At 69.2% G+C, this 18,133-nt stretch carries 17 protein-coding genes; 6 read left to right on the plus strand and 11 right to left on the minus strand.

All coding sequences use genetic code 11. The annotated features are described in order from the left end of the window. Positions 1-11 precede the first annotated feature (11 nt). Both MB1_RS06715 and MB1_RS06720 read left to right on the plus strand, forming a co-directional pair. Complete coding sequence (locus MB1_RS06715) at positions 12-1,118, plus strand: sensor histidine kinase (RefSeq protein WP_157083935.1); 1,107 nt, start codon at positions 12-14, stop codon at positions 1,116-1,118. Further along, positions 1,111-2,280 (plus strand): DUF8320 family protein, encoded by a 1,170-nt coding sequence (locus MB1_RS06720; protein WP_157083936.1) that lies wholly within the window; start codon positions 1,111-1,113, stop codon positions 2,278-2,280. The genes MB1_RS06715 and MB1_RS06720 overlap by 8 nt, the downstream gene beginning before the upstream one ends. On the opposite strand, the gene MB1_RS06725 is transcribed toward MB1_RS06720, so the two are convergent. The 3 genes from MB1_RS06725 to MB1_RS06735 all read right to left on the minus strand — a co-directional run bounded on the left by MB1_RS06725 (position 2,191) and on the right by MB1_RS06735 (position 5,030). After that, on the minus strand, positions 2,191-3,387 hold the full coding sequence (locus MB1_RS06725) for an ABC transporter permease (RefSeq protein WP_066905111.1): 1,197 nt from the start codon (positions 3,385-3,387) through the stop codon (positions 2,191-2,193). The two genes, MB1_RS06720 and MB1_RS06725, sit on opposite strands and share 90 nt — an antisense overlap. Then, the gene (locus MB1_RS06730; protein ID WP_066905113.1) at positions 3,384-4,283 is read right to left on the minus strand and encodes an ABC transporter ATP-binding protein; all 900 of its coding nucleotides are present in this window, start codon (positions 4,281-4,283) and stop codon (positions 3,384-3,386) included. The genes MB1_RS06725 and MB1_RS06730 overlap by 4 nt, the downstream gene beginning before the upstream one ends. Positions 4,284-4,508: 225 nt before the next feature. Beyond that, a complete protein-coding gene (locus MB1_RS06735) occupies positions 4,509-5,030 on the minus strand; it encodes a Dps family protein (RefSeq protein WP_066905114.1) in 522 nt (173 codons plus the stop codon). Between the two features lie 344 nt (positions 5,031-5,374). On the opposite strand from MB1_RS06735, the gene MB1_RS06740 reads away from it, so the two are divergent. The 4 genes from MB1_RS06740 (at position 5,375) to MB1_RS06755 (ending at position 9,968) form a co-directional block, all read left to right on the plus strand. Next, the gene (locus tag MB1_RS06740; protein WP_084351189.1) at positions 5,375-5,848 is read left to right on the plus strand and encodes a MarR family winged helix-turn-helix transcriptional regulator; all 474 of its coding nucleotides are present in this window, start codon (positions 5,375-5,377) and stop codon (positions 5,846-5,848) included. Continuing rightward, the gene (locus MB1_RS06745) at positions 5,845-7,236 is read left to right on the plus strand and encodes an MFS transporter (RefSeq protein ID WP_066905116.1); all 1,392 of its coding nucleotides are present in this window, start codon (positions 5,845-5,847) and stop codon (positions 7,234-7,236) included. The genes MB1_RS06740 and MB1_RS06745 overlap by 4 nt, the downstream gene beginning before the upstream one ends. Before the next feature lie 47 nt (positions 7,237-7,283). Further along, positions 7,284-8,114 (plus strand): PhzF family phenazine biosynthesis protein, encoded by an 831-nt coding sequence (locus MB1_RS06750; protein ID WP_084351084.1) that lies wholly within the window; start codon positions 7,284-7,286, stop codon positions 8,112-8,114. A gap of 180 nt (positions 8,115-8,294) precedes the next feature. Continuing rightward, the gene (locus MB1_RS06755) at positions 8,295-9,968 is read left to right on the plus strand and encodes an AMP-binding protein (RefSeq protein ID WP_066905569.1); all 1,674 of its coding nucleotides are present in this window, start codon (positions 8,295-8,297) and stop codon (positions 9,966-9,968) included. Positions 9,969-10,069: 101 nt separating this feature from the next. Here the strand turns inward: MB1_RS06755 and MB1_RS06760 are convergent, their stop codons facing one another. The 8 genes from MB1_RS06760 to MB1_RS06795 form a co-directional block, all read right to left on the minus strand. Further along, positions 10,070-11,449, minus strand: coding sequence for an NAD-dependent succinate-semialdehyde dehydrogenase (locus MB1_RS06760; RefSeq protein WP_066905118.1), 1,380 nt, complete (start codon positions 11,447-11,449; stop codon positions 10,070-10,072). 140 nt (positions 11,450-11,589) lie between these two features. Continuing rightward, a complete protein-coding gene (locus MB1_RS06765) occupies positions 11,590-12,795 on the minus strand; it encodes a non-ribosomal peptide synthetase family protein (RefSeq protein WP_157083937.1) in 1,206 nt (401 codons plus the stop codon). A 499-nt stretch (positions 12,796-13,294) separates the two neighbouring features. Then, on the minus strand, positions 13,295-13,966 hold the full coding sequence (locus MB1_RS06770) for a 4a-hydroxytetrahydrobiopterin dehydratase (protein ID WP_066905122.1): 672 nt from the start codon (positions 13,964-13,966) through the stop codon (positions 13,295-13,297). Between the two features lie 59 nt (positions 13,967-14,025). Beyond that, positions 14,026-14,592, minus strand: a complete 567-nt coding sequence (locus MB1_RS06775) for a histidine phosphatase family protein (protein WP_066905124.1) — start codon at positions 14,590-14,592, stop codon at positions 14,026-14,028. A gap of 66 nt (positions 14,593-14,658) precedes the next feature. After that, positions 14,659-15,174, minus strand: a complete 516-nt coding sequence (locus MB1_RS06780) for a MarR family winged helix-turn-helix transcriptional regulator (RefSeq protein ID WP_084351088.1) — start codon at positions 15,172-15,174, stop codon at positions 14,659-14,661. Then, positions 15,167-15,775 (minus strand): DJ-1/PfpI family protein, encoded by a 609-nt coding sequence (locus tag MB1_RS06785; RefSeq protein WP_066905126.1) that lies wholly within the window; start codon positions 15,773-15,775, stop codon positions 15,167-15,169. The genes MB1_RS06780 and MB1_RS06785 overlap by 8 nt, the downstream gene beginning before the upstream one ends. A 50-nt stretch (positions 15,776-15,825) precedes the next feature. Beyond that, entirely contained in the window at positions 15,826-16,779 is a 954-nt protein-coding gene (locus MB1_RS06790) for an amidohydrolase family protein (protein WP_218000198.1), read from the minus strand. A 42-nt stretch (positions 16,780-16,821) separates the two neighbouring features. After that, on the minus strand, positions 16,822-18,132 hold the full coding sequence (locus tag MB1_RS06795) for an MFS transporter (RefSeq protein ID WP_157083955.1): 1,311 nt from the start codon (positions 18,130-18,132) through the stop codon (positions 16,822-16,824). Between the last annotated feature and the right edge of the window lies 1 nt (position 18,133).

Genomic DNA, 18,133 nt, shown 5'->3' on the forward strand with positions numbered 1-18,133 from the left:
GCGGTGGGTATGTGGCGTTTCTGATACTGCTCGCGCCGAGTATTCGGCGGGAGTATCACGAATATGCCCCCTGGTGGCCGGTCCCGGCGGTGGTGCTGACCTTCGGGCCGCCGGTGTGGATGATGTGGGCGAGCCTGCGTGGCGACCGCGTCGGCGTGGGTCGGGCGGCGATCGCTTGTGCTGTCGGGTACGGGATCGCGGCCGTCACCTGGCCCCTCGCGTGGAACGGAGAGGTGCTGGGCGAAGCACCTCAACCCCCCTGGTTGGGGATGATTCCCGGGTTGCCGGCGCTGGCGTTGGCCCTGGTGGCCAGGATGCCCGTGGCGGCGCCCTATGCGGTGGTCACCATAGTGGTGACCGAGTGGTCCGAGTTCACGCGGATCCCCGGGCCGACGATGCTGCCGCAGATCCTTTCGGGTGCCGGCTTCAGCCTGATCTATGCCACCGCGGTCCGGATGCTGCTGCGCACCGCACAACTGCTCGACAACACCCGGCGAACCAGCCGCGAGCTCGCGGTGGCCGCGTCGGCGAAGCGGGCGGAGGCGGACGAGCGGGCGCGTTTCGACGCCCTCACCCACGACTGGGTGATGTCGACGCTGCTGTCGGCGGCCCGCGGCCCGACCGATCCCGCCGTGCGCCGGCAGGCCCGCGACGCGATCGAACGGCTCGAGGGGCTGCGCGGCGGAGTCCTCCCGGATGGCACGCTCGACGGGGAAGCGGTTGCCGCGCAGCTGCGCTCGGCGGTGACGTCGTTCGACCCGCTGCGCTCCGCGACGATAGACGTGGTGGTCGAACGCGACGGTGACGGGGAGTACCCGGCCGACGCGGTGGCGGCCCTCGGCGCCGCCACCGCCGAGGCGGCCCGCAACAGTCTGCGGCATGCGGGAGCCGATGCGCGGCGGTCGGTCGACATCACGCTGCTGCCGGCGGCGATCCTCGTGGTGATTCTGGATGACGGGATCGGCTTCGATCCCGCCCGGGTGCCGCCGGATCGGCTCGGCGTCACCGCTGCGATCCGCCAGCAGATGGCGACGGTGCCCGGCGGATCCGCCGAGGTGAACTCCGCCCCGGGGCGCGGGACACGCGTCACCCTGCGGTGGGCGGCGGACGATGCCTGAGTCGTGGGACGACCGCCCATACGGCGGCGCGTGGACACTGTTGGGCGGTCGTACGCCGCAGGCGCGGGCGTTTGCGGTCTATCTCGTCGCCTGCAGCATTCTGCAGGTGATGTGGCCGGTCGACGGTGTCGAGAGGTCCTGGACGACCGCGCTGGCGGTGCTCCTGCTGGTGATCACCGTGACGATCATGATGGCGGTATCGGCCGAACCGCTGCCCATGGCGGCCACCGTGGCGTTGATCGTCTTCGGCACCGGGTCGACGGCGGTCGCCCTGGTCGCCGTCCCCGGCCGGATCCTCGAACCCCCACAGGTGTGGGAGGTCGGCTCGCTGATCGTCGTGTACACCTTCCTGTGCATCCGGGGGCGCATCCTGGCCGGCTGGATCGGGACGATCCTGCTGGTCGTGGTCTGTTGTATCTGGGCCTACGCGCGGGGTCTCGGGGTGGCCTACGGACTGTCGTTCTCACTGGTCAACGTCGGACCGATGTTGATGGCCACCGTGTTCGCGATGGTCGTCGCCCCCGCCGCCGCCGAGATCTACGCGCTGCGTCGTGAATCGGCGGACAGGGCGGTAGCCGAGGCGGCCGCGGCCGCCCGGTTGGCCGAGCGCGATCGACAACTCCAGCGTTTCGACCGGCTCGCCCGTCCCAGCCTCGAGCGCATCGCCGCCGGTGGGCCGTATACCGACGGGGAGATCGCCGACTTCGCAGCCCTGGAAGCGCATCTGCGCGATCTGGTGCGCGCCCCCGGGCTGGTACATCCCGATCTCGACGCGGCGGTCTGGGAGTTGCGGCGGCGCGGTGTCGGGGTGCGGATGCACGACGGCCACGCGCTCGACGGGGCACAGTCGAATACCCGCGAGGACATCCGCCGCCGCATCATCGAGGAGATCTCCGGAATCGACTCCGGCACGGTGACCGTGCGCATCCTGCCGCGCGGGCGCGAGCACCTGGCGAGCGTGGTCGCCGACGGGGACGACGGGATCCGCCGGATCGACTTCCTGCGCGACGGCACGATCATCGAGGACGTGGACGCCATCCCCGATGCCGTTGTGGTCGACGCGGCGTCGGATTCACTGCCGGGCGAACGCCTCCCGCCAACCGACGGTGCGCCCGACCCGCAGGATCGATCGCTGGTAGATCCGAGCGGCGACCGCGGATAGCAGCGCCGTCGCAAGGATCATCAGCACGACGGTGGTCACGATCTGCAGCGGTGTCGCCACCCCGGACGCGATCCGCAGCGGCATGAGGATCGCCGAGAACGGCGGTATCCAGCTCAGCGTGGCGATCAGGGTGTTGTCCGGATTGTTGATCGAGAAGATCGCGGAGAAGAACATCGCCATGATCAGCAGGGTCAGGGGAGTCGTCGTCGAGCTGACGTCCTCCTGCCGCGATACCAGCGAGCCGCCGGCCGCGTAGAGGACCGCGAAGAACAGGTAGCCCAGGACGAACCAGCCGAGGACGCTCGCCAGGGTGCCGAGGGCGGCGCCGGTGATCGTCAGCGTTCCGGTGGCCAGGCCCGTCGCGACACCGACGACGCCGTAGACGGTCATCTGCGCCAACCCGACCGCCCCGATGCCGAAGATCTTGCCCCACAGCAACTGCATCGGTCGCAGGGTCGAGAGCAGCAGCTCGACCACCCGGCTCGACTTCTCCTCGACCACCCCCATCGCCACGTACATGCCGAACAACAGGATCTGGCCGTAGAGCAGGATCACCGCGATCATCGAGAGCGCCACCCGCTGGCCGCGTTCCGGATCGGGCGGGTCGATCGCGGAGACGGTCACCACCGCGTCGGCGGTGCGGGCGGCGATCTCGGCGGGGTCGACCCCGACGGCGACAAGCGCCGCAGCCCTGGCCTGTTCGGTCACGGCGGTCTGCAGGATCGACTGCAGCGTGGCGCCGAGCTCCGATGCGGTGATCGCCGTGTAGCTCCCGCCGTCGCCCGGTACCAGCGCCGCGTCCAGATCCCCGGAGGTCACCCGGTCGCGCGCGGTCTGCGCATCGGCGACCTGCTCGACGTCGACCGGCGCGCCGGCGGCATCGCCGACCGCCGCGATCGTCGCCGCTATCGACTGGTCGCCGACCAGCCCGACCGATGAACTCGACGGTTGGCCGTTGCCGGAGAAGATCGAGTAGGCGATGATGCCGCCGACGATCACCACGAGGGTGATCAGGTTGCTGATCAGGAAGCTGCGCTTGCCGACCTGGGTGCGGAATTCGCGACGCGCGACCAGAGCGATCGCGCGGCCGGTGCCGATGGTGCTCACGCGGAGACCACCTCTCGGAAGAGGTCGGTCAAACTTGTTGTTTGTCTGGAGAATTCGTGGACCGGTCCGGTTCGAAGGGCGGCGGTCAGGACCTGTTGGTCGTCGGTGTCCGGGTCGAGGTCGAGCAGGGTGCGCGAGCCGTCGGTCGCGACGGTGCGCACGCCGGGAAGCCCCTCGGCCCAGCCGGGCGGGGCAAGGGGGGCGTCGACCACCAGGCGCACGGGGCCACCGGCCCGCAACTGATCGACGGTGCCGACGGCGCTCATCCGTCCGCCGGCGATGATGCCGACCCGATGACACAGCCGTTGCACCAGATCGAGCTGGTGGCTCGAGAAGACCACGGGCACCCCGGTCGCGGCCTTTTCGACCAGCACCTCGCTCATGACGTCCACCGCCACCGGGTCGAGCCCGGAGAACGGTTCGTCCAGCACGAGGACGAGCGGATCGTGGACCAGCGCCGCCGCCAGCTGGACGCGCTGCTGATTGCCCAGGCTCAGCGCGTCGACCTCGTCGCCGAGCCGGTCGGCGATGCCGAGGCGGTCGGTCCACCGCTCGACCGCCGCGCGGGCGTCGGTGGGCGAGAGCCCGTGCAGTTGGGCCAGATAGCGCAACTGACTGCCGACCTTCATCTTCGGATACAGCCCGCGTTCCTCGGGCATGTAGCCGATCGTGCGGCGTACGTCGAGATCGACCGGTCGACCGCCGAGCCGCACCTCACCGGAGTCGGCGGCCAGCACGCCCAGCACGATCCGCATGGTCGTGGTCTTGCCGGCGCCGTTGCTCCCGACGAAGCCGAAGATCTCGCCCGGTTCGACCGCGAAGCTGACGTCCTCGAGTGCCACCACGTCGCCGTACCGCTTCGCGAGATGTTCGAGGGTCAGTGTCGGTGCTGCCATCGCATGCTCCCCGGGTTGTTCCGACCCGCGGGCCGGTGAAGGGTTCGTCGAAAGGTCTCGGGTCGGATTCTCCGGTTCGGTTGTGGATCGGGTGGGACCCCACGCGGGAAGTATGGGACGTGTCGGCCGGCCGCACGGCGAATTGCGCACACCGGCCGGACGGACACCAACGGCGCGCACCCGGTGGACCGGGCACGCGCCGTTGGTGACGGTGTGGGGAATCGCTTACGGGCGCACGTTCTCCGAGGAGATCATCCAGGCGAGCTTCTCGAGGTCGTCGATGATCTGGTGCAGCAGATCGGCGGTCGAGGGATCCTCGGCGTCGACCCGGTCGTGTACCTCACGCACGGAGGCGACGGCGGCCGCGAGCGCGCCGGTGATCAGGTCGACCACGATGGCGGTCTGCTGCAGGCCCGCCGGGAACGCCGGCAGGGAGGTGGTGGCCGCGACGGTGTCGGTGCGACCGTCGGCCGCGGCCTGGAGGGCGCGCATCCGCTCGGCGATGGTGTCGCTGTGGGCGCGGGCGGTGTCGACCACCTCGTCCAACTGCAGGTGCAGGTCGCGGAAGTTCGGTCCGACGACGTTCCAGTGGGCCTGCTTGCCCTGCAGGTGCAGCTCGGTCAGCTCGACGAGCACCTTCTGCAGGTCGGCGGCCAGTTCGGCGGAGGCGGTGAAGCGCAGGCCGTCCGCGTTGGGGCGCCGCGCACCCGTGGTGATGGTCGATGCGGTCCGTTCGGTCGTGGTCATCTTCGCTCCGTTTCGCTACATTCGTCAGCCGTTACAGCTCATCGGTTTCTGCCGGAATTGGGCTGCTCCGGCACATTTCGTACAACAGGTGCATGCGGCCCGTAATTCCGAATCACGCGGATCTGTGATCGACGTCTCGGCGAAAAGCTCGGGCCGCTTTTCCGCGTTGTCCTCACTATCCACATATGACAGTCTTGCTGTCCAGTATGGCGAGGCTTAGTGAGGTTTGCATGGGTACACACTCGACCAAGTTGCCAGCCTTGCTGGACATGTTAGATAACCCAATGGCATATTAAGTTAGGCAAACGTAAGTCGGAGTTTTGTTCCGAGTGTCGGATCAGGTGATGAAAGTGAATGCAGCGCAGTCGTCGGGTACGGACTCGGCGGAACGTTTTTCTCCCGAATATCGGGAGCGGGTCCAGGCGCTCAGCGGTGATATCGCCGCGTTCTGGCGACGTATGCGCACCGAGCGGGTGGACCACATGCTCACGCCGAGCCAACTGCAGGCTCTCGGCCATCTGCGCCGGGAGGGCGCGATGACCGCCGCACGGCTGGCGCACTTCGAGCAGGTGACCCCGCAGTCGATCGCCCGGACCCTCGCGATGCTCGAGGAGCAGGGCATGATCCGTCGCGGCAGCGATCCCACCGACGCCCGCGCCACCCGCGTCGAGATCACCGACACCGGTCTGGCCACCCTGGCCCTCGACGCCGAGATGCGCACGCTGTGGCTGTGCGAGCTGCTCGACGAGCGCTGCACCGCCCACGAGCGCGAGATGCTCTTCGTCGCCGCGGCGATCCTGCGGGATCTGAGCCGGTGACGGCCACCCGATCCGAGCCGAACGCCGTCGAGACCGCGACGCGCATCCCGCTGTCGACATCGATCGGCCTGGGCACCGGCTCGATGTTGCAGCCGCTCAACTCGTCGATGATCGCGGTGGCCGTGGTGGCGATCGCCGCCCACTACGGCTCGCCGTCGGCGGCCACCTGGGTGATCTCGGCGTTGTACATCGCGACCGCGGTGACCGGACCCGCCGCCGGTCGGCTGGGGGAGTTGTTCGGCGCCCGGCGGGTGTACACCGCCGGCCTGGTGCTGATCGCGATCGGCTCGATCATGGGCACGCTCGCCCCGAGCATCGGCTGGCTGATCGCCGCCCGGGTGATCCTCGGCATCGGAACGGCGACCCAGTATCCGACGGCGATGACGATCGTGCGGACCATGGCCGAACGCACCGGCGCGCGTACCTCCTCGGCGATCGCGGTGCTGTCGGTCTGCGCCCAGTCGATGGTCGCCCTCGGGCCGACGCTCGGCGGCCTGCTGGTGGGGCTGCTCGGCTGGCAGTCGATCTTCTGGGTCAACCTGCCGATGGTGGTGGTGACGTTCCTCTGGGTGCGGCGGGTGACGCCGGCCGATACCCAGCGGATCGGTGGGCTGCGGCCCGCGCTCGCGGCCCTGGACGTACCGGGGCTGGCGCTCTTCCTGGGGCTGCTGACCTCGACGATGTTCCTGCTGCTGTCCCTGGGCGGGAGTCCGGCGTGGTGGCTGCTGCCGGTGATCGTGGTGCTCGCCGCCGGATTCGTCGCCCGGGAGCGGCGCACCACCGGACCCTTTATCGACGTGCGGGCCCTCGTGCGCAACCGGGCCCTGACCCTGACCCTCGGGCGCACCTTCGCGGTCTACACCTGCTTCTACTGCATCTTCTTCGGGGTACCGCAGTGGTTGATGACCGAACGCGGCTTCTCGGCGATGACCGCCGGGCTGTTGATGCTGCCGGTGGCGGTCACCGGGATCTGCGCGACGATGCTGGCCACGGCGATCAATACCCGGGCCGGGGCGCGGGTCACCCTGGCGATCGGCATGGTCGGTCTGCTGATCGCCGGTCTGGCGCTCGGGCTCGCCGAGACGGTCGAAACCCCGCTGATCGGCCTGGTGCTGGTGTCGTTCCTGCTCGGAATACCGAACGGGTTCAACAACATCGGGAATCAGAACGTCATCAATGCGGTCTCGGGTGTGCACGAGGTCGGAACCGCGATCGGCATGTACCGCACCGTGCAGTACATGGCGGCGAATATGGCCGCGGTCGTGCTGGAATTGGCGCTGCGTCCCGGCGACGGAGGACTGCGGACCGTCGGTCTCTTCCTGGTGATCGTGGCCGCGCTAGGGTTGGTCGGCGTCCTCGCCTCGCGGACCCTGCGTTCGGTGCGGTAGTCGATCGGCGGGTGCTCGCACGATCGCCGTCGATTCGAGGAGCCGCCTTGTCCCTGCGCAGATTTCACCAGGTCGACGTCTTCGCCGGCGCTCCTCTCGGTGGCAATCCGGTCGCGGTGATCGTCGACGCCGAGGGGTTGTCGGATCAGCAGATGGCGGCGACCGCGCGCTGGACGAACCTGTCGGAGACGACCTTCGTGCTGCCCCCGACCGATCCGGCCGCCGACTACCGGCTGCGGATCTTCACCCCGGGCGGCGAGTTGCCCTTCGCCGGGCATCCGACCCTCGGCAGCGCCTTCGCCTGGCTCTCGACGGTCGGCGATCCGGGGCGCGACCTGATCCAGGAATGTGGCGCCGGACTGGTCGCCGTCCGGTTCACGCAGGGCCGCCCGGCCTTCGCCGCGCCGGCCCTGGTGCGGACCGGGCCGGTCGACGAACACGCCCTGGGTCGGGTGGCGGCGTCGCTGCGGATCGCCCGTAGCGACATCCTCGATCACCAGTGGGTCGACAACGGACCCGGCTGGCTGGGGGTCCTGCTGGAGTCCGGAGCCCGCGTTCGCGCGCTGGAACCGGATTTCGGCGCGATGGGCGATCTCGCCGTCGGGGTGGTCGGACCGCAGGTGCACCGCGAGGAGACCGCCTTCGAGGTCCGTGCTTTCGCCCCCGGTCACGGCGTCGACGAGGATCCGGTGACCGGCAGCCTCAACGCCGGTCTCGCGCAGTGGTTGCGCGGCGTCGGCCGCGCGCCGGCCACATTCGTCGCCGCCCAGGGCACCGCGATGGGGCGCAGTGGACGCGTCCACATCCACGACGACGGCGAGAACATCTGGGTCGGCGGCTCCTGCGTCTCGCGGGTGATCGGCACCTTCGACCTGTAGCCCCTTCCGAAGAAGTGATCCGCATCGCTACCTGTCCAGTTGGGTGGTGCACGTCATACTTCGCGCCGGCACTCTGGACGGTGGAATCGAGGCGAGGAGGCCAGGGTGACGCAGGCCCGAACAGAGCAGGATGCGACGGGGCAGGACGCCGCGGCGCAGGGTCCGTCGGAAGCGCATCGGATCTATCGAGCGGCGCGCGACACGTTGCTCGCGGCCAACGGCGACTACGACCGGGCCGTCGCCGAATTCCGGTGGCCGCAGCTGCCGGAGACGTTCAACTGGGCCGTCGACTGGTTCGACGTGATAGCGCGGGGCAACGACGCGACCGCCCTGTGGATCGTCGAAGAGGACGGCAGCGAGGCGAAGTACAGCTTCGACGACATCGCGACGCGCTCGGACCGGGTCGCCCGCTGGCTGGCCGGCCACGGTATCGGCAAGGGTGACGCGGTCATCCTGATGCTGGGTAACCGGGTGCAGCTGTGGGAGTCGATGCTCGCGGTCATGAAGCTCGGCGCCATCCTGATGCCGACGACCACCGCGGCCAATGACCTCGCCGATCGCATCGAGCGGGGCGCGGTCAAGGCGGTCCTCGTCGCGGGCGCCGATGCGGCGGTCTTCGACGACGTGCCGGGCGACTTCCTGCGCATCGCGATCGACGGGCTGCCCGAGGGCCGCGAGGGCTGGCTCGACTACGCCGACGCCGAGTCGATCGCCGATCCGGAACCCTTCACCACGGTGACCGTGCCGAGCGATCCGCTGCTGCTCTACTTCACCTCCGGCACCACCAGCCGGCCGAAGTTGGTGCAGCACACCCAGATTTCGTATCCGCTCGGCCACCTGACGACGATGTACTTCCTCGGTCTGAAGCCCGGCGATGTGCACCTGAACATCAGTTCGCCGGGGTGGGCGAAGCACGCGTGGAGCTGCTTCTTCGCGCCCTGGATCGCCGAGTCGACCATCTTCATCTACAACTACGCCCGCTTCGACGCCTCGGCCCTGCTCGAGCAGATCCGACGCGCCGGGGTCACCACCTTCTGCGCGCCGCCGACGGTGTGGCGCATGCTGATTCAGGCCGATCTCAGCGGTGGCGGCGGGTCGATCCGCGAGGCGATCGGTGCCGGTGAGCCGCTCAACCCCGAGGTGATCGCCCGCGTCGAGCGCGACTGGGGGGTGACGATCCGCGACGGCTACGGCCAGACCGAGACCACCGCGCTGATCGCGAACGTCCCCGGCGCGCGGCTCGTGCCCGGTTCGATGGGCCGTTCGCTGCCCGGTGTGCCGGTGGCGGTGATCGATCCGATGACCGGTCGGCCCGCCGACGAGGGCGAGATCTGTCTGGATCTGTCACAGCATCCGCTCAACCTGATGACCGGCTACGCCGACGACCCGGAGCGCACCGCCGCCGCGATGGCCGACGGGTACTACCACACCGGCGACGTCGCGACGATCGACAGCGACGGGTACATCACCTTCGTCGGCCGCACCGACGACGTCTTCAAGGCGTCCGACTACAAGATCTCGCCCTTCGAGCTCGAGAGCGTGCTGATCGAGCATCCGGCGGTCGCCGAGGCCGCGGTGGTGCCGGCGCCCGACGAGACGCGACTGGCGGTGCCGAAGGCCTATGTCGCGTTGGCTGCCGGGTGGGAGCCGACCCGCGAGACCGCCTTCGAGATCCTGCAGTACGCCCGCAAGAACCTCGCCCCCTACCAGCGGGTGCGGCGGCTCGAGTTCTTCGAACTGCCCAAGACGCTGTCCGGGAAGATCCGCCGGGTCGAGCTGCGGGCCCGCGAGCACGGCATCGAGGAACTCGACAACGAGTGGCGCGACAGCCAGTTCCCCGAACTGCGGAGCTGACCGACGCGACCAGGTGTTGCGGACGGAACCCATACGGGGCGCGGACACGATATCTGTGTCCGCGCCCCGTATGGGTTCCATCCACAACACGCTTCGGTGGGTCAGCGGCGTTGCCGGGTGCCGATCAGCTTCTTGTTCGCGAACTCGTTGAAGCCGAGCACGCCGAGTTCGCGGCCGACACCCGACCGCTTGACCCCGCCGAACGGCCAGGGCGCCTCGCTGCGGCTGGTGCCGTTGACCCACGCCATGCCGACCTCGAGGGCATCGGCGACCCGTTGGCCCTGCTCGTCGTCGTCGGTGTAGACCGATCCGGCCAGCCCGTACGGGGTCTCGTTGGCCAGTTCGACCGCCTCCTGCTCGGAGGACACCCGATAGACCACCGCGACCGGGCCGAAGAGCTCCTCGCGATAGGCGCGCATCCCCGGCGTCACGCCGGTCAGCACGGTCGGCTGGAACCACGCGCCGGGCCGCTCGATCGGCTGCCCGCCGACCTCGACGGTGGCACCCTTGTCGACCGCGTCGCGCACCTGCTCGGTCAACAGGTCGACCGCCGCGGTCGACGACAGCGGCCCGAGGAAGGTCGACGGCTCGCTCGGATCGGCCGGTGTCACCGCACCCATCGCCGCCGAGAATCCGGCCAGGAAGTCGTCGTAGACGTCATCGACGACGATGAATCGCTTGGACGCCGTGCACATCTGACCGCCGTTGAGGACCCGGTTGCCGAGGGCCGCCTTGACCGTCCGATCCAGGTTGACCGCGTCGAGCACGATGAACGGGTCCGAGCCGCCGAGCTCGAGGACGAACTTCTTGAGGTTGCGGCCGGCGATCTCGCCGACCGCGGAGCCCGCCCGCTCCGAGCCGGTCACCGATACGCCGGGCACCCGCGGGTCGGCGATGATGTCGGCGACCTGGGCATGGGTGGCGAAGATGTTGGTATAGGCGCCCTCCGGCAGACCCGCCTCGGCGAACAACTCGGCGATCGCCAACGCCGACTGCGGGCAGTTCGGGGCGTGCTTGAGCACGATGGTGTTGCCCAACATCAGATTCGGCGCGGCGAACCGGGCGACCTGATAGAAGGGGTAATTCCACGGCATGATCCCGAGCAGCGTGCCGATCGGTTCGGTGCGCACCAGCGCGGAGATGCCGCCGATCGATTCGAGCTCCTGATCGGCGAGGAAGTCCGCTCCCCGGTCGGCGTAGTAGTCGAAGATGTTCGCGCAGAGCGCGATCTCACCGGCCCCCTGCTTGACCGGCTTGCCCATCTCCAGGGCGAGGATCGGGGCGAGCTCGTCGGAGCGCTTGCGCCACAGCGCCCCGATCGCGCGCAGCACCTCGGCGCGCTCGGCGACCGGGACCGTTCGCCACGATCGGTAGGCCGCATCCGCCGCATCGAGGGTGGCGGCGATCTCGGCGTCGGTCGCTTCGGTGAACTCGGCGATCCGTTCCCCGGTGGCCGGATTGACGGTGGCGTACTCGCTCAACGGTGACTCCTTCGGCAGCGTGGCTTCTTTCGCACACCGTCCATCCTGCGTCACCGCTCGGCCGTACCCACCACGATTGCCCCGATCGATCCCGACCGAGATCGGCGAGCGGCGATCCGGCCGGGAACGTCAGGCGAAGGTCAGGCGAAGGTCGCCGGGATCTCCCAGTGCTCGAGGGCGCGGCGCACGATCGCCTCCCACTGCGCCTGATCGACCTCGCCGCCGCGACCGAGGGCGGTGGCGAACAGGGTGGCCCGATCGCCTTGCACGGTCAGCCAGGTACCAGGGCCGGTGGCGATCGCCTGCAGGTCCTCGTGGCTGCGGCATCGGAACGACGCGAAGAACGTGGTCGACGCCGCGCGCACGCCGCCGATGATCGCTGCCTCCGGCGGGATGGTGCCCATATACGAGCTCATCACCGTCGGGGGCATCGACGGCAGTCGTCGGTAGGCGGCGTGCGGAAGGGTCTGCAGCAGCACGCTGAGCCGCGAGTCGGTCGGCTGCGCGAGGATCTCCGCGTAGCCGGCCTTGCACCGCCGACGGATGCCGGCGAGGTCCATCCGTGCCAGCTCGTCGGCCGGCGTATCGATCGCGGCGGCGCGGGTGGTGTTCGCCGTCCACAGGTCACCGGGCAGGCGGCGGCTGACGGCGGAGTAGACGATCTCGGCGGGATCGTCGATCGAGGCGCCCGCCATACTCGCGCCGAGCGCGATCAGCAGGCTGTTGACCGTGCCCTGGTGACGGCGAGCGACCGACCGCAGGTCCTCCGCGCTGCACTCGGCGATCACCCACGGCGGCGTATAGGACCCCACCGGGCCGCGGGATCGGGCGGCGCGGGTACTCGGGATGCGCACCATCGGCGACGGCGCGTCGGTGACGATCGCGTGGTCGTTACCGGCGTCGGACGGGCGGGCGATCGCACCGATACGGTCGGCGGCGTCGCGCAGGTCGTCCCGCCACCGCGCCCAGCCGCGTGGTGCCGCGGGCAGCGGGGCCACCCGGCGCCCCGCGCCGAGCTCGGTCACGATGCCGAGGAAGGCGGGGCCGTCGATGACCAGGTGCGCCCCCGACAGCAGGACCACGGTCGATCCGTCGCGCAGAGTGGCCCAGCTCAGGTCCCACATCGGTCCGCGGTGGATGTCGAAATGGACGGAACGGATCGTCTCGTCGACCCACTCGTGCACGCGGTCCGGCTCCAACGGCGTCGGATGACGCCGGATCGGAGGGATCGCGGTCGCGCGCGCCCAGCGGTGCCGGGCGCCGGGGACGCGCGGGGCGACCACCCGGCGGGAGATCGGGCTGTCGGCGAGGCGTCGGTGCAGGTCGGCGATGGCATCCGGGTGCATCGGCTGATCGAAATGCCAGTAGGCGTGACCGACGGAAATAGGAATCTCGGTGTGAAATGCCCGTAGGAATCTCGAATCTTCCAGCGTCAATCTGACATCGTGGACGGACTGCGCGCCGGTGACCATTGTTCTCCCGTTCGGACCGCGGCGGCGTGGTGATAGTTCATGGTGGTGATGCCGCGATTCCGATGAATATAGCCATTGTTGAAGTCGGAAAGTCGGCAGGTCTCAAGTTTTGTCAAAGCGTTACCTACGAGCGAGCAATCGATCGGTACGCGACGACCGCAGGTATGTCGTTTGGTTGGATGATACGGCGGGCCCGAGCGGATACCTTTTGCGCAAACGACCCCGAATACGAGGATCGATACCCGGAATCAGGCCCACAAAAGAGACCGTTTGCAGGTCTTCGGCGCCGGAGAACGGTCGGCTCGACGGCGGCCGGCCGGCCGGCGGATTCCGCCCGGAATGGCGCTCCCCGGGCCGGGGAAACGGGAGGTGATCACTCCCGCTCGGCGCTGGTGCACAGGCATACCTCGTTGCCCTCCGGGTCGGCGAGCACCCAGAACGAGGGTGCATCCGCATCGCTGACCAGCCGCCCTCCGGCCGCGAGCGCCGTCGCTATGCGGTCGTCGATCTCGTCGCGGGGAACCCAGACGTCGAGGTGAACGCGATTGCGCTGTCGTCGCGGCTGGTCCATCTGCTGGAACCAAAGGGTCGGAAGCTTTCCGGTCGGGTCGGCCAATTCGACGGGGTCGGTCTTGTTGGCGCGCAATCCGAGCGTGCTGCGCCAGAATTCTTTCACCCGCGGAATATCCAGTGCGTCGATCGCGATTTCCAACCAGGCCGGACCGCTATCGGCGGGAGGCAACTCCAATTCGGCGGCGATCGCCGAAATCTCGGCCGCCAGATCGAGATCGAACCGGGTGATTCCGCCGGCGGTCCAGGTATTGAGGGTCAACAGGACGGTGCCGTACCGCAACAGGATGTCCGGATGATGATTCCGGCGTTCGGCGGCTGCGACGATTCGGTCGACAAAAACGATCCCGGACGCCATCGACCCGGTCGCGAAGACGGCCTGCAGATGCTGCCCCTGTGCGACCCACGGTCGGGCGACCTGCTGGTCGGCCAGCGCGGGAGCGATCGGGCTGCGGGGATCGGCGGAGTCGGTCATGGTGTCAGCGTAGGACCGCGCCCGCCGTCGAGGATCGAAACGATCGACCCGAGGATCGGTCAGGCGTTCCAGCGGTCGATCGTGGATACCCCGCGGCTGCTGCCGAGTTGGCTGACCGCGGTGGTGCCCAAGGGCAGGTGGGAGCCGAGCGTCAGCGGTTGGTCGATCCAGCGCACGGCCAGGCTGCGCAGGATGTGGCCGTGCGCGAAGAGCAACGTTCGGCCGCCCAGTGCGCGCAGGCGAAAGATCAGGTGATCGACCCGGTCCGCGATCTGGTCGGGGGATTCCCCGTTCGGGCAGCCGTCGCGCCACATCAGCCAGTCCGGCCTCGTCGCGCGGATCTGCTCGCGGGTCAGGCCCTCGTAGTCGCCGTAGCGCCACTCGGTCAGATCCGGCTCGATGGTCGGGTGCGTAAAGCCCGCCAGCTCCGCGGTCCGACGTGCGCGCAGCAGCGGGCTGCAGAGCACGCGGTCGAAGGCGTGGTCCGATAAGCGGTCGTGCAGGTTCACCGCGGCCTCGACTCCGATATCGGTCAGGTCGAGGTTGGTGGTGCTGGTGTGCCGGCCGTCGCGACTCCACTCGGTCTCGCCGTGTCGGACCAGCCAGAGCTGTGCGGGCGCGGTCATGCTGTCTCGTCCATCACCGCCATCGAAGCACACCGGCCTGCGACGGTCGGCCGTGACCGGCGTCGATCAGGTCGGGCGCTCACCTTGTGCGACCGGGGCGACCCGATCGATCGCCGCGGACAGGTCCTTCAGGGCCGTCACCATCTCGGCGAGGCGCTCGGCTCCGAGATCGCGGACCAGGGCGTCGGCGACGCGCGCGTGGCCGGGTGAGATCCGGCGGACCGCCGCGAACCCGGCCGCGGTCGGCGCCACCAACTTGGCCCGCTTGTGCGCCGGGTTGTCGCGGTACTCGGCCAGACCCGCGGCGACGATGTCGTCGGCCACCCGTTGGACCCCCTGTCGGGTCATCCCCATCGCCCGGGCGATCCCGGCGACCGGCAGCGGGGTGGGCAGGATCGCGCCGAGCACCTGCCAGCGGGCCGCGGTCAGATCGGCCGCCGACGCCATGTCGTTGGCGATGCCGAGGAACTGTCCGTTGAGTTCGAAGGCGGTCAGCGCCAGCGTCGACAGCAGGGTCTGCGCTGGTGTGACCGTCGCGGGGGAGGCGGATGCCGGGTCCGCGGCGATCGGCGACTCAGGCATCGACCAGATCGTAGTAGGCGGACGCGTCCTGGTGCCGGTAGAGCCGGAACCAGGCGTCGAGCTTCGCCGGATCGCAGACGTCGAGCAGGTCGAGCACGTCGCGGGCGAATTCGACCGGTCCGACCGGGCTGGCGGTGACGACCAGGCCGTCGCTCACCGAGGGCTGCGGCCGGTAGAACGCCGCGCCGGCGTACCCCGAGGAGGCGATGAAGCCGGGGTCCGCGCCGGTATGGGGGTGGGAGTCGAGCAGGCCGGCCTTCGCGATGCCGAGCACCGCCCCGCAGATCGCCGCCACCGGCACGCCCGCGTCGACAAACGTCCGCGCGGCCGCGGCGAAGTCGGCCAGTCCGTCGAACCACAAATTGGCGCCGGGCAGCACCAGGATCGAGCTGTCGGCGGGGCTCAGATCCGCGATCGCCATATCCGGAACGACCGTCAGTCCGCCGATCGTGCGGATCGGTGCGGTGGTCGGCCCGACGGTGATCAGCCGGATCGTCTCCGGGTCACGTGTCGGCGGACCGGCCAACGCGGCGGTCAGGTACCCGATCTCCCAGTCGGCGAGGGTGTCGTAGACGGCCAGATGCACGGTTGTCGTGGTCATGCGTCCAGTCTCGCCATATGGCAGCGTGCTGTCAATACGACAGTATGCTGTCATATTGAGAGGAGTGCGCGGGCGTTGTCGTGCAGCACCAGGCGCAGCCAGTCGTCGCCGAGGTCGAGCTTCACCACCGCCTCGAGGGCGTGCAGATAGGAATAGGGGATGTTCGGGTAGTCGCTGCCGAAGAGGATGCGATCGCCGGCGTCGACGAGCCGGGAACGGTGGTCCGGTGGGAACGGCATCATCGCCTCGACGAAGTCGGTGAAGGCCATCGTCGTATCGAGATGCACCCGGTCGTATCGGTCGACCAGGTCGAGGAAGTCGGCATACTCGGGCATGCCCATATGCGCGATGATCAGCGGCAGGCGTGGGTGGCGGGCGAGGACCTCGCCGATCGGCCCCGGCCCGGTGAACCGCCCCGGCGCGGGACCCGACCCGCAGTGGATCACCGTCGGGACACCGCTGTCGGACAGCGCCCCCCAGACCGGGTCGAGCAGCGGGTCGCGCGGGTCGTAGTCGCCCACCTGCACATGCGCCTTGAAGATGCGCGCCCCGCCGGCGATCGCCTCCGCGACGTACGCCCCGGCGTCCGGCTCCGGGTAGTAGGTGGCCGTCGACAGGCAATCGGGTGTCTGCGCGGAGAAGCCGGCCGACCACTCGTTGAGCCACCGCGCCATCCCCGCCTTGTGCGGATAGACCATCGACGTGAACGCCAGGACCCCGAAGTTGCGCAGGGTGTCGAGCCGCTCCGGCTCGGTATAGCGATAGGTGATCGGCCACGCCGGGCCGATGTCGTAGGCCGATTCCGGCCCGCCCACCTGATCGAAGAAGGCCCACACCTTCCGCAGCACCGACTCCGGCAGGAAGTGGGTGTGCACGTCGATCAGGCCGGGCAGGCCCAGGTTCTGCCAGATCCGGCGCACCGGCTCGGGGTCGTTCTGCGGCAGGGACGGGCTGGAATCGGTCGCCGGTTGATCGGTGAACGTCCGGTTCGGCATGTCACACATGACGCCGACTCTGCCGGCCGCGGCAACTCGGTGAACCCGAATTCACTCGGAAAGCCCCGTTTCGGAAAGCCCCGACTCGGGCAGCTTCGACGCCGACCGGGCGGTGATCGCCGCGCACAGTCCGGCGGCCACCACGCACAGTCCGGCGGCGATGTAGAAGGCGGTGCTGTAGCTGCCCTGCATGTCCCGAATCCAGCCCGCTCCCGCCGCGGCGACGGCGGCACCGATCTGATGGGAGGCGAAGACCCACCCGAAGACGACGGGGGCGCGCTCGCCGAACTCCTCGCGGCACAGCGCGATCGTCGGCGGCACGGTCGCGACCCAGTCGAGGCCGTAGAAGATGATGAACACCCAGGTCGACGGTTCGGCGTGCGGCGAGAGCAGCGACGGCAGGAGCACCAGCGAGATGCCGCGGCCGATGTAGTAGATCACCAGCAGCACCCGCGGACTGATCCGATCGGTCAACCAGCCGGACAGCACCGTTCCGGCGATATCGAAGATGCCGATGGTCGCCAGCAGGCTCGCCGCGACGGTCGTCGGCATGCCGTGGTCGCCGGCGGCCGGAATGAAGTGGGTGGCGATCAGGCCGTTGGTGGTCATCCCGCAGATCGCGAAGCTGCCCGCCAGCAACCAGAAGGTCCGGTTGCGCATGCCGATGACCAGGCCGTCGAAGGCGGACCGGAAGCCGGCCGCCGGTGGGGCCTGCGGCGCCGGGCCGGTGTGTCCGTAGGGGAGCAGGCCCACGTCCGCGGGGCGGTCCCGGATCACCAGAATCACGGGGATCACCACCGCGAGCGCCGCACCCGCGACGACCATCGTCGCCGTCCGCCAGCCGGAGGACTCCGCGATCATCGCGATCAACGGCAGGAAGATCAGCTGACCGGTCGCGGAGCCGGCGGTCAGGATGCCGGTGACCAGGCCACGCCGTTTGACGAACCAGCGGGTCGAGATCGTGGCGACCAGGCCCATCGAGATCGAGCCGGTGCCGATGCCGACCATGACGCCCCAGGTCAGCAGCAGTTGCCAGCTGGCGGTCATCAGGGTGCTCGCCGCGGTACCCGCCGCGATCAGCAGCAGCGCCATCGCCAGGATGCGGCGTACCCCGTAGCGGTCCATCAGGGCGGCGGCAAAGGGTGCGGTGGTGCCGAAGAGCACCATGTTGATCGCGACGGCCATCCCGATCGTGCCGTGCGACCAGCCGAATTCCTGGTGCAGCGGGTCCATCATCACGCCCGGGACCGAGCGGAAACCCGCGGCTCCCAGCAGGGCGACGAAGGTGGCGACGGCCACCCACCAGGCCCAATGCAGGCCGCGCCCCGCCCGGGCGGGGGACGAATCCGAAGTCTCGGTCAGG

It is taken from the genome of Millisia brevis NBRC 105863, from assembly GCF_001552615.1.
Classification (GTDB): Bacteria; Actinomycetota; Actinomycetes; order Mycobacteriales; family Mycobacteriaceae; genus Millisia; species Millisia brevis.

What these genes read in the sequence shown, in the direction of transcription:
- MB1_RS06720 (WP_157083936.1), top strand. Translation starts at nt 1,111, where the DNA reads ATGCCTGAGTCGTGGGACGACCGCCCATACGGCGGCGCGTGGACACTG.
- MB1_RS06730 (WP_066905113.1), bottom strand. Translation starts at nt 4,283, where the DNA reads ATGGCAGCACCGACACTGACCCTCGAACATCTCGCGAAGCGGTACGGC.
- MB1_RS06735 (WP_066905114.1), bottom strand. Translation starts at nt 5,030, where the DNA reads ATGACCACGACCGAACGGACCGCATCGACCATCACCACGGGTGCGCGG.
- MB1_RS06740 (WP_084351189.1), top strand. Translation starts at nt 5,375, where the DNA reads ATGAAAGTGAATGCAGCGCAGTCGTCGGGTACGGACTCGGCGGAACGT.
- MB1_RS06765 (WP_157083937.1), bottom strand. Translation starts at nt 12,795, where the DNA reads ATGCACCCGGATGCCATCGCCGACCTGCACCGACGCCTCGCCGACAGC.
- MB1_RS06770 (WP_066905122.1), bottom strand. Translation starts at nt 13,966, where the DNA reads ATGACCGACTCCGCCGATCCCCGCAGCCCGATCGCTCCCGCGCTGGCC.
- MB1_RS06775 (WP_066905124.1), bottom strand. Translation starts at nt 14,592, where the DNA reads ATGACCGCGCCCGCACAGCTCTGGCTGGTCCGACACGGCGAGACCGAG.
- MB1_RS06780 (WP_084351088.1), bottom strand. Translation starts at nt 15,174, where the DNA reads ATGCCTGAGTCGCCGATCGCCGCGGACCCGGCATCCGCCTCCCCCGCG.
- MB1_RS06785 (WP_066905126.1), bottom strand. Translation starts at nt 15,775, where the DNA reads ATGACCACGACAACCGTGCATCTGGCCGTCTACGACACCCTCGCCGAC.
- MB1_RS06790 (WP_218000198.1), bottom strand. Translation starts at nt 16,779, where the DNA reads ATGTGTGACATGCCGAACCGGACGTTCACCGATCAACCGGCGACCGAT.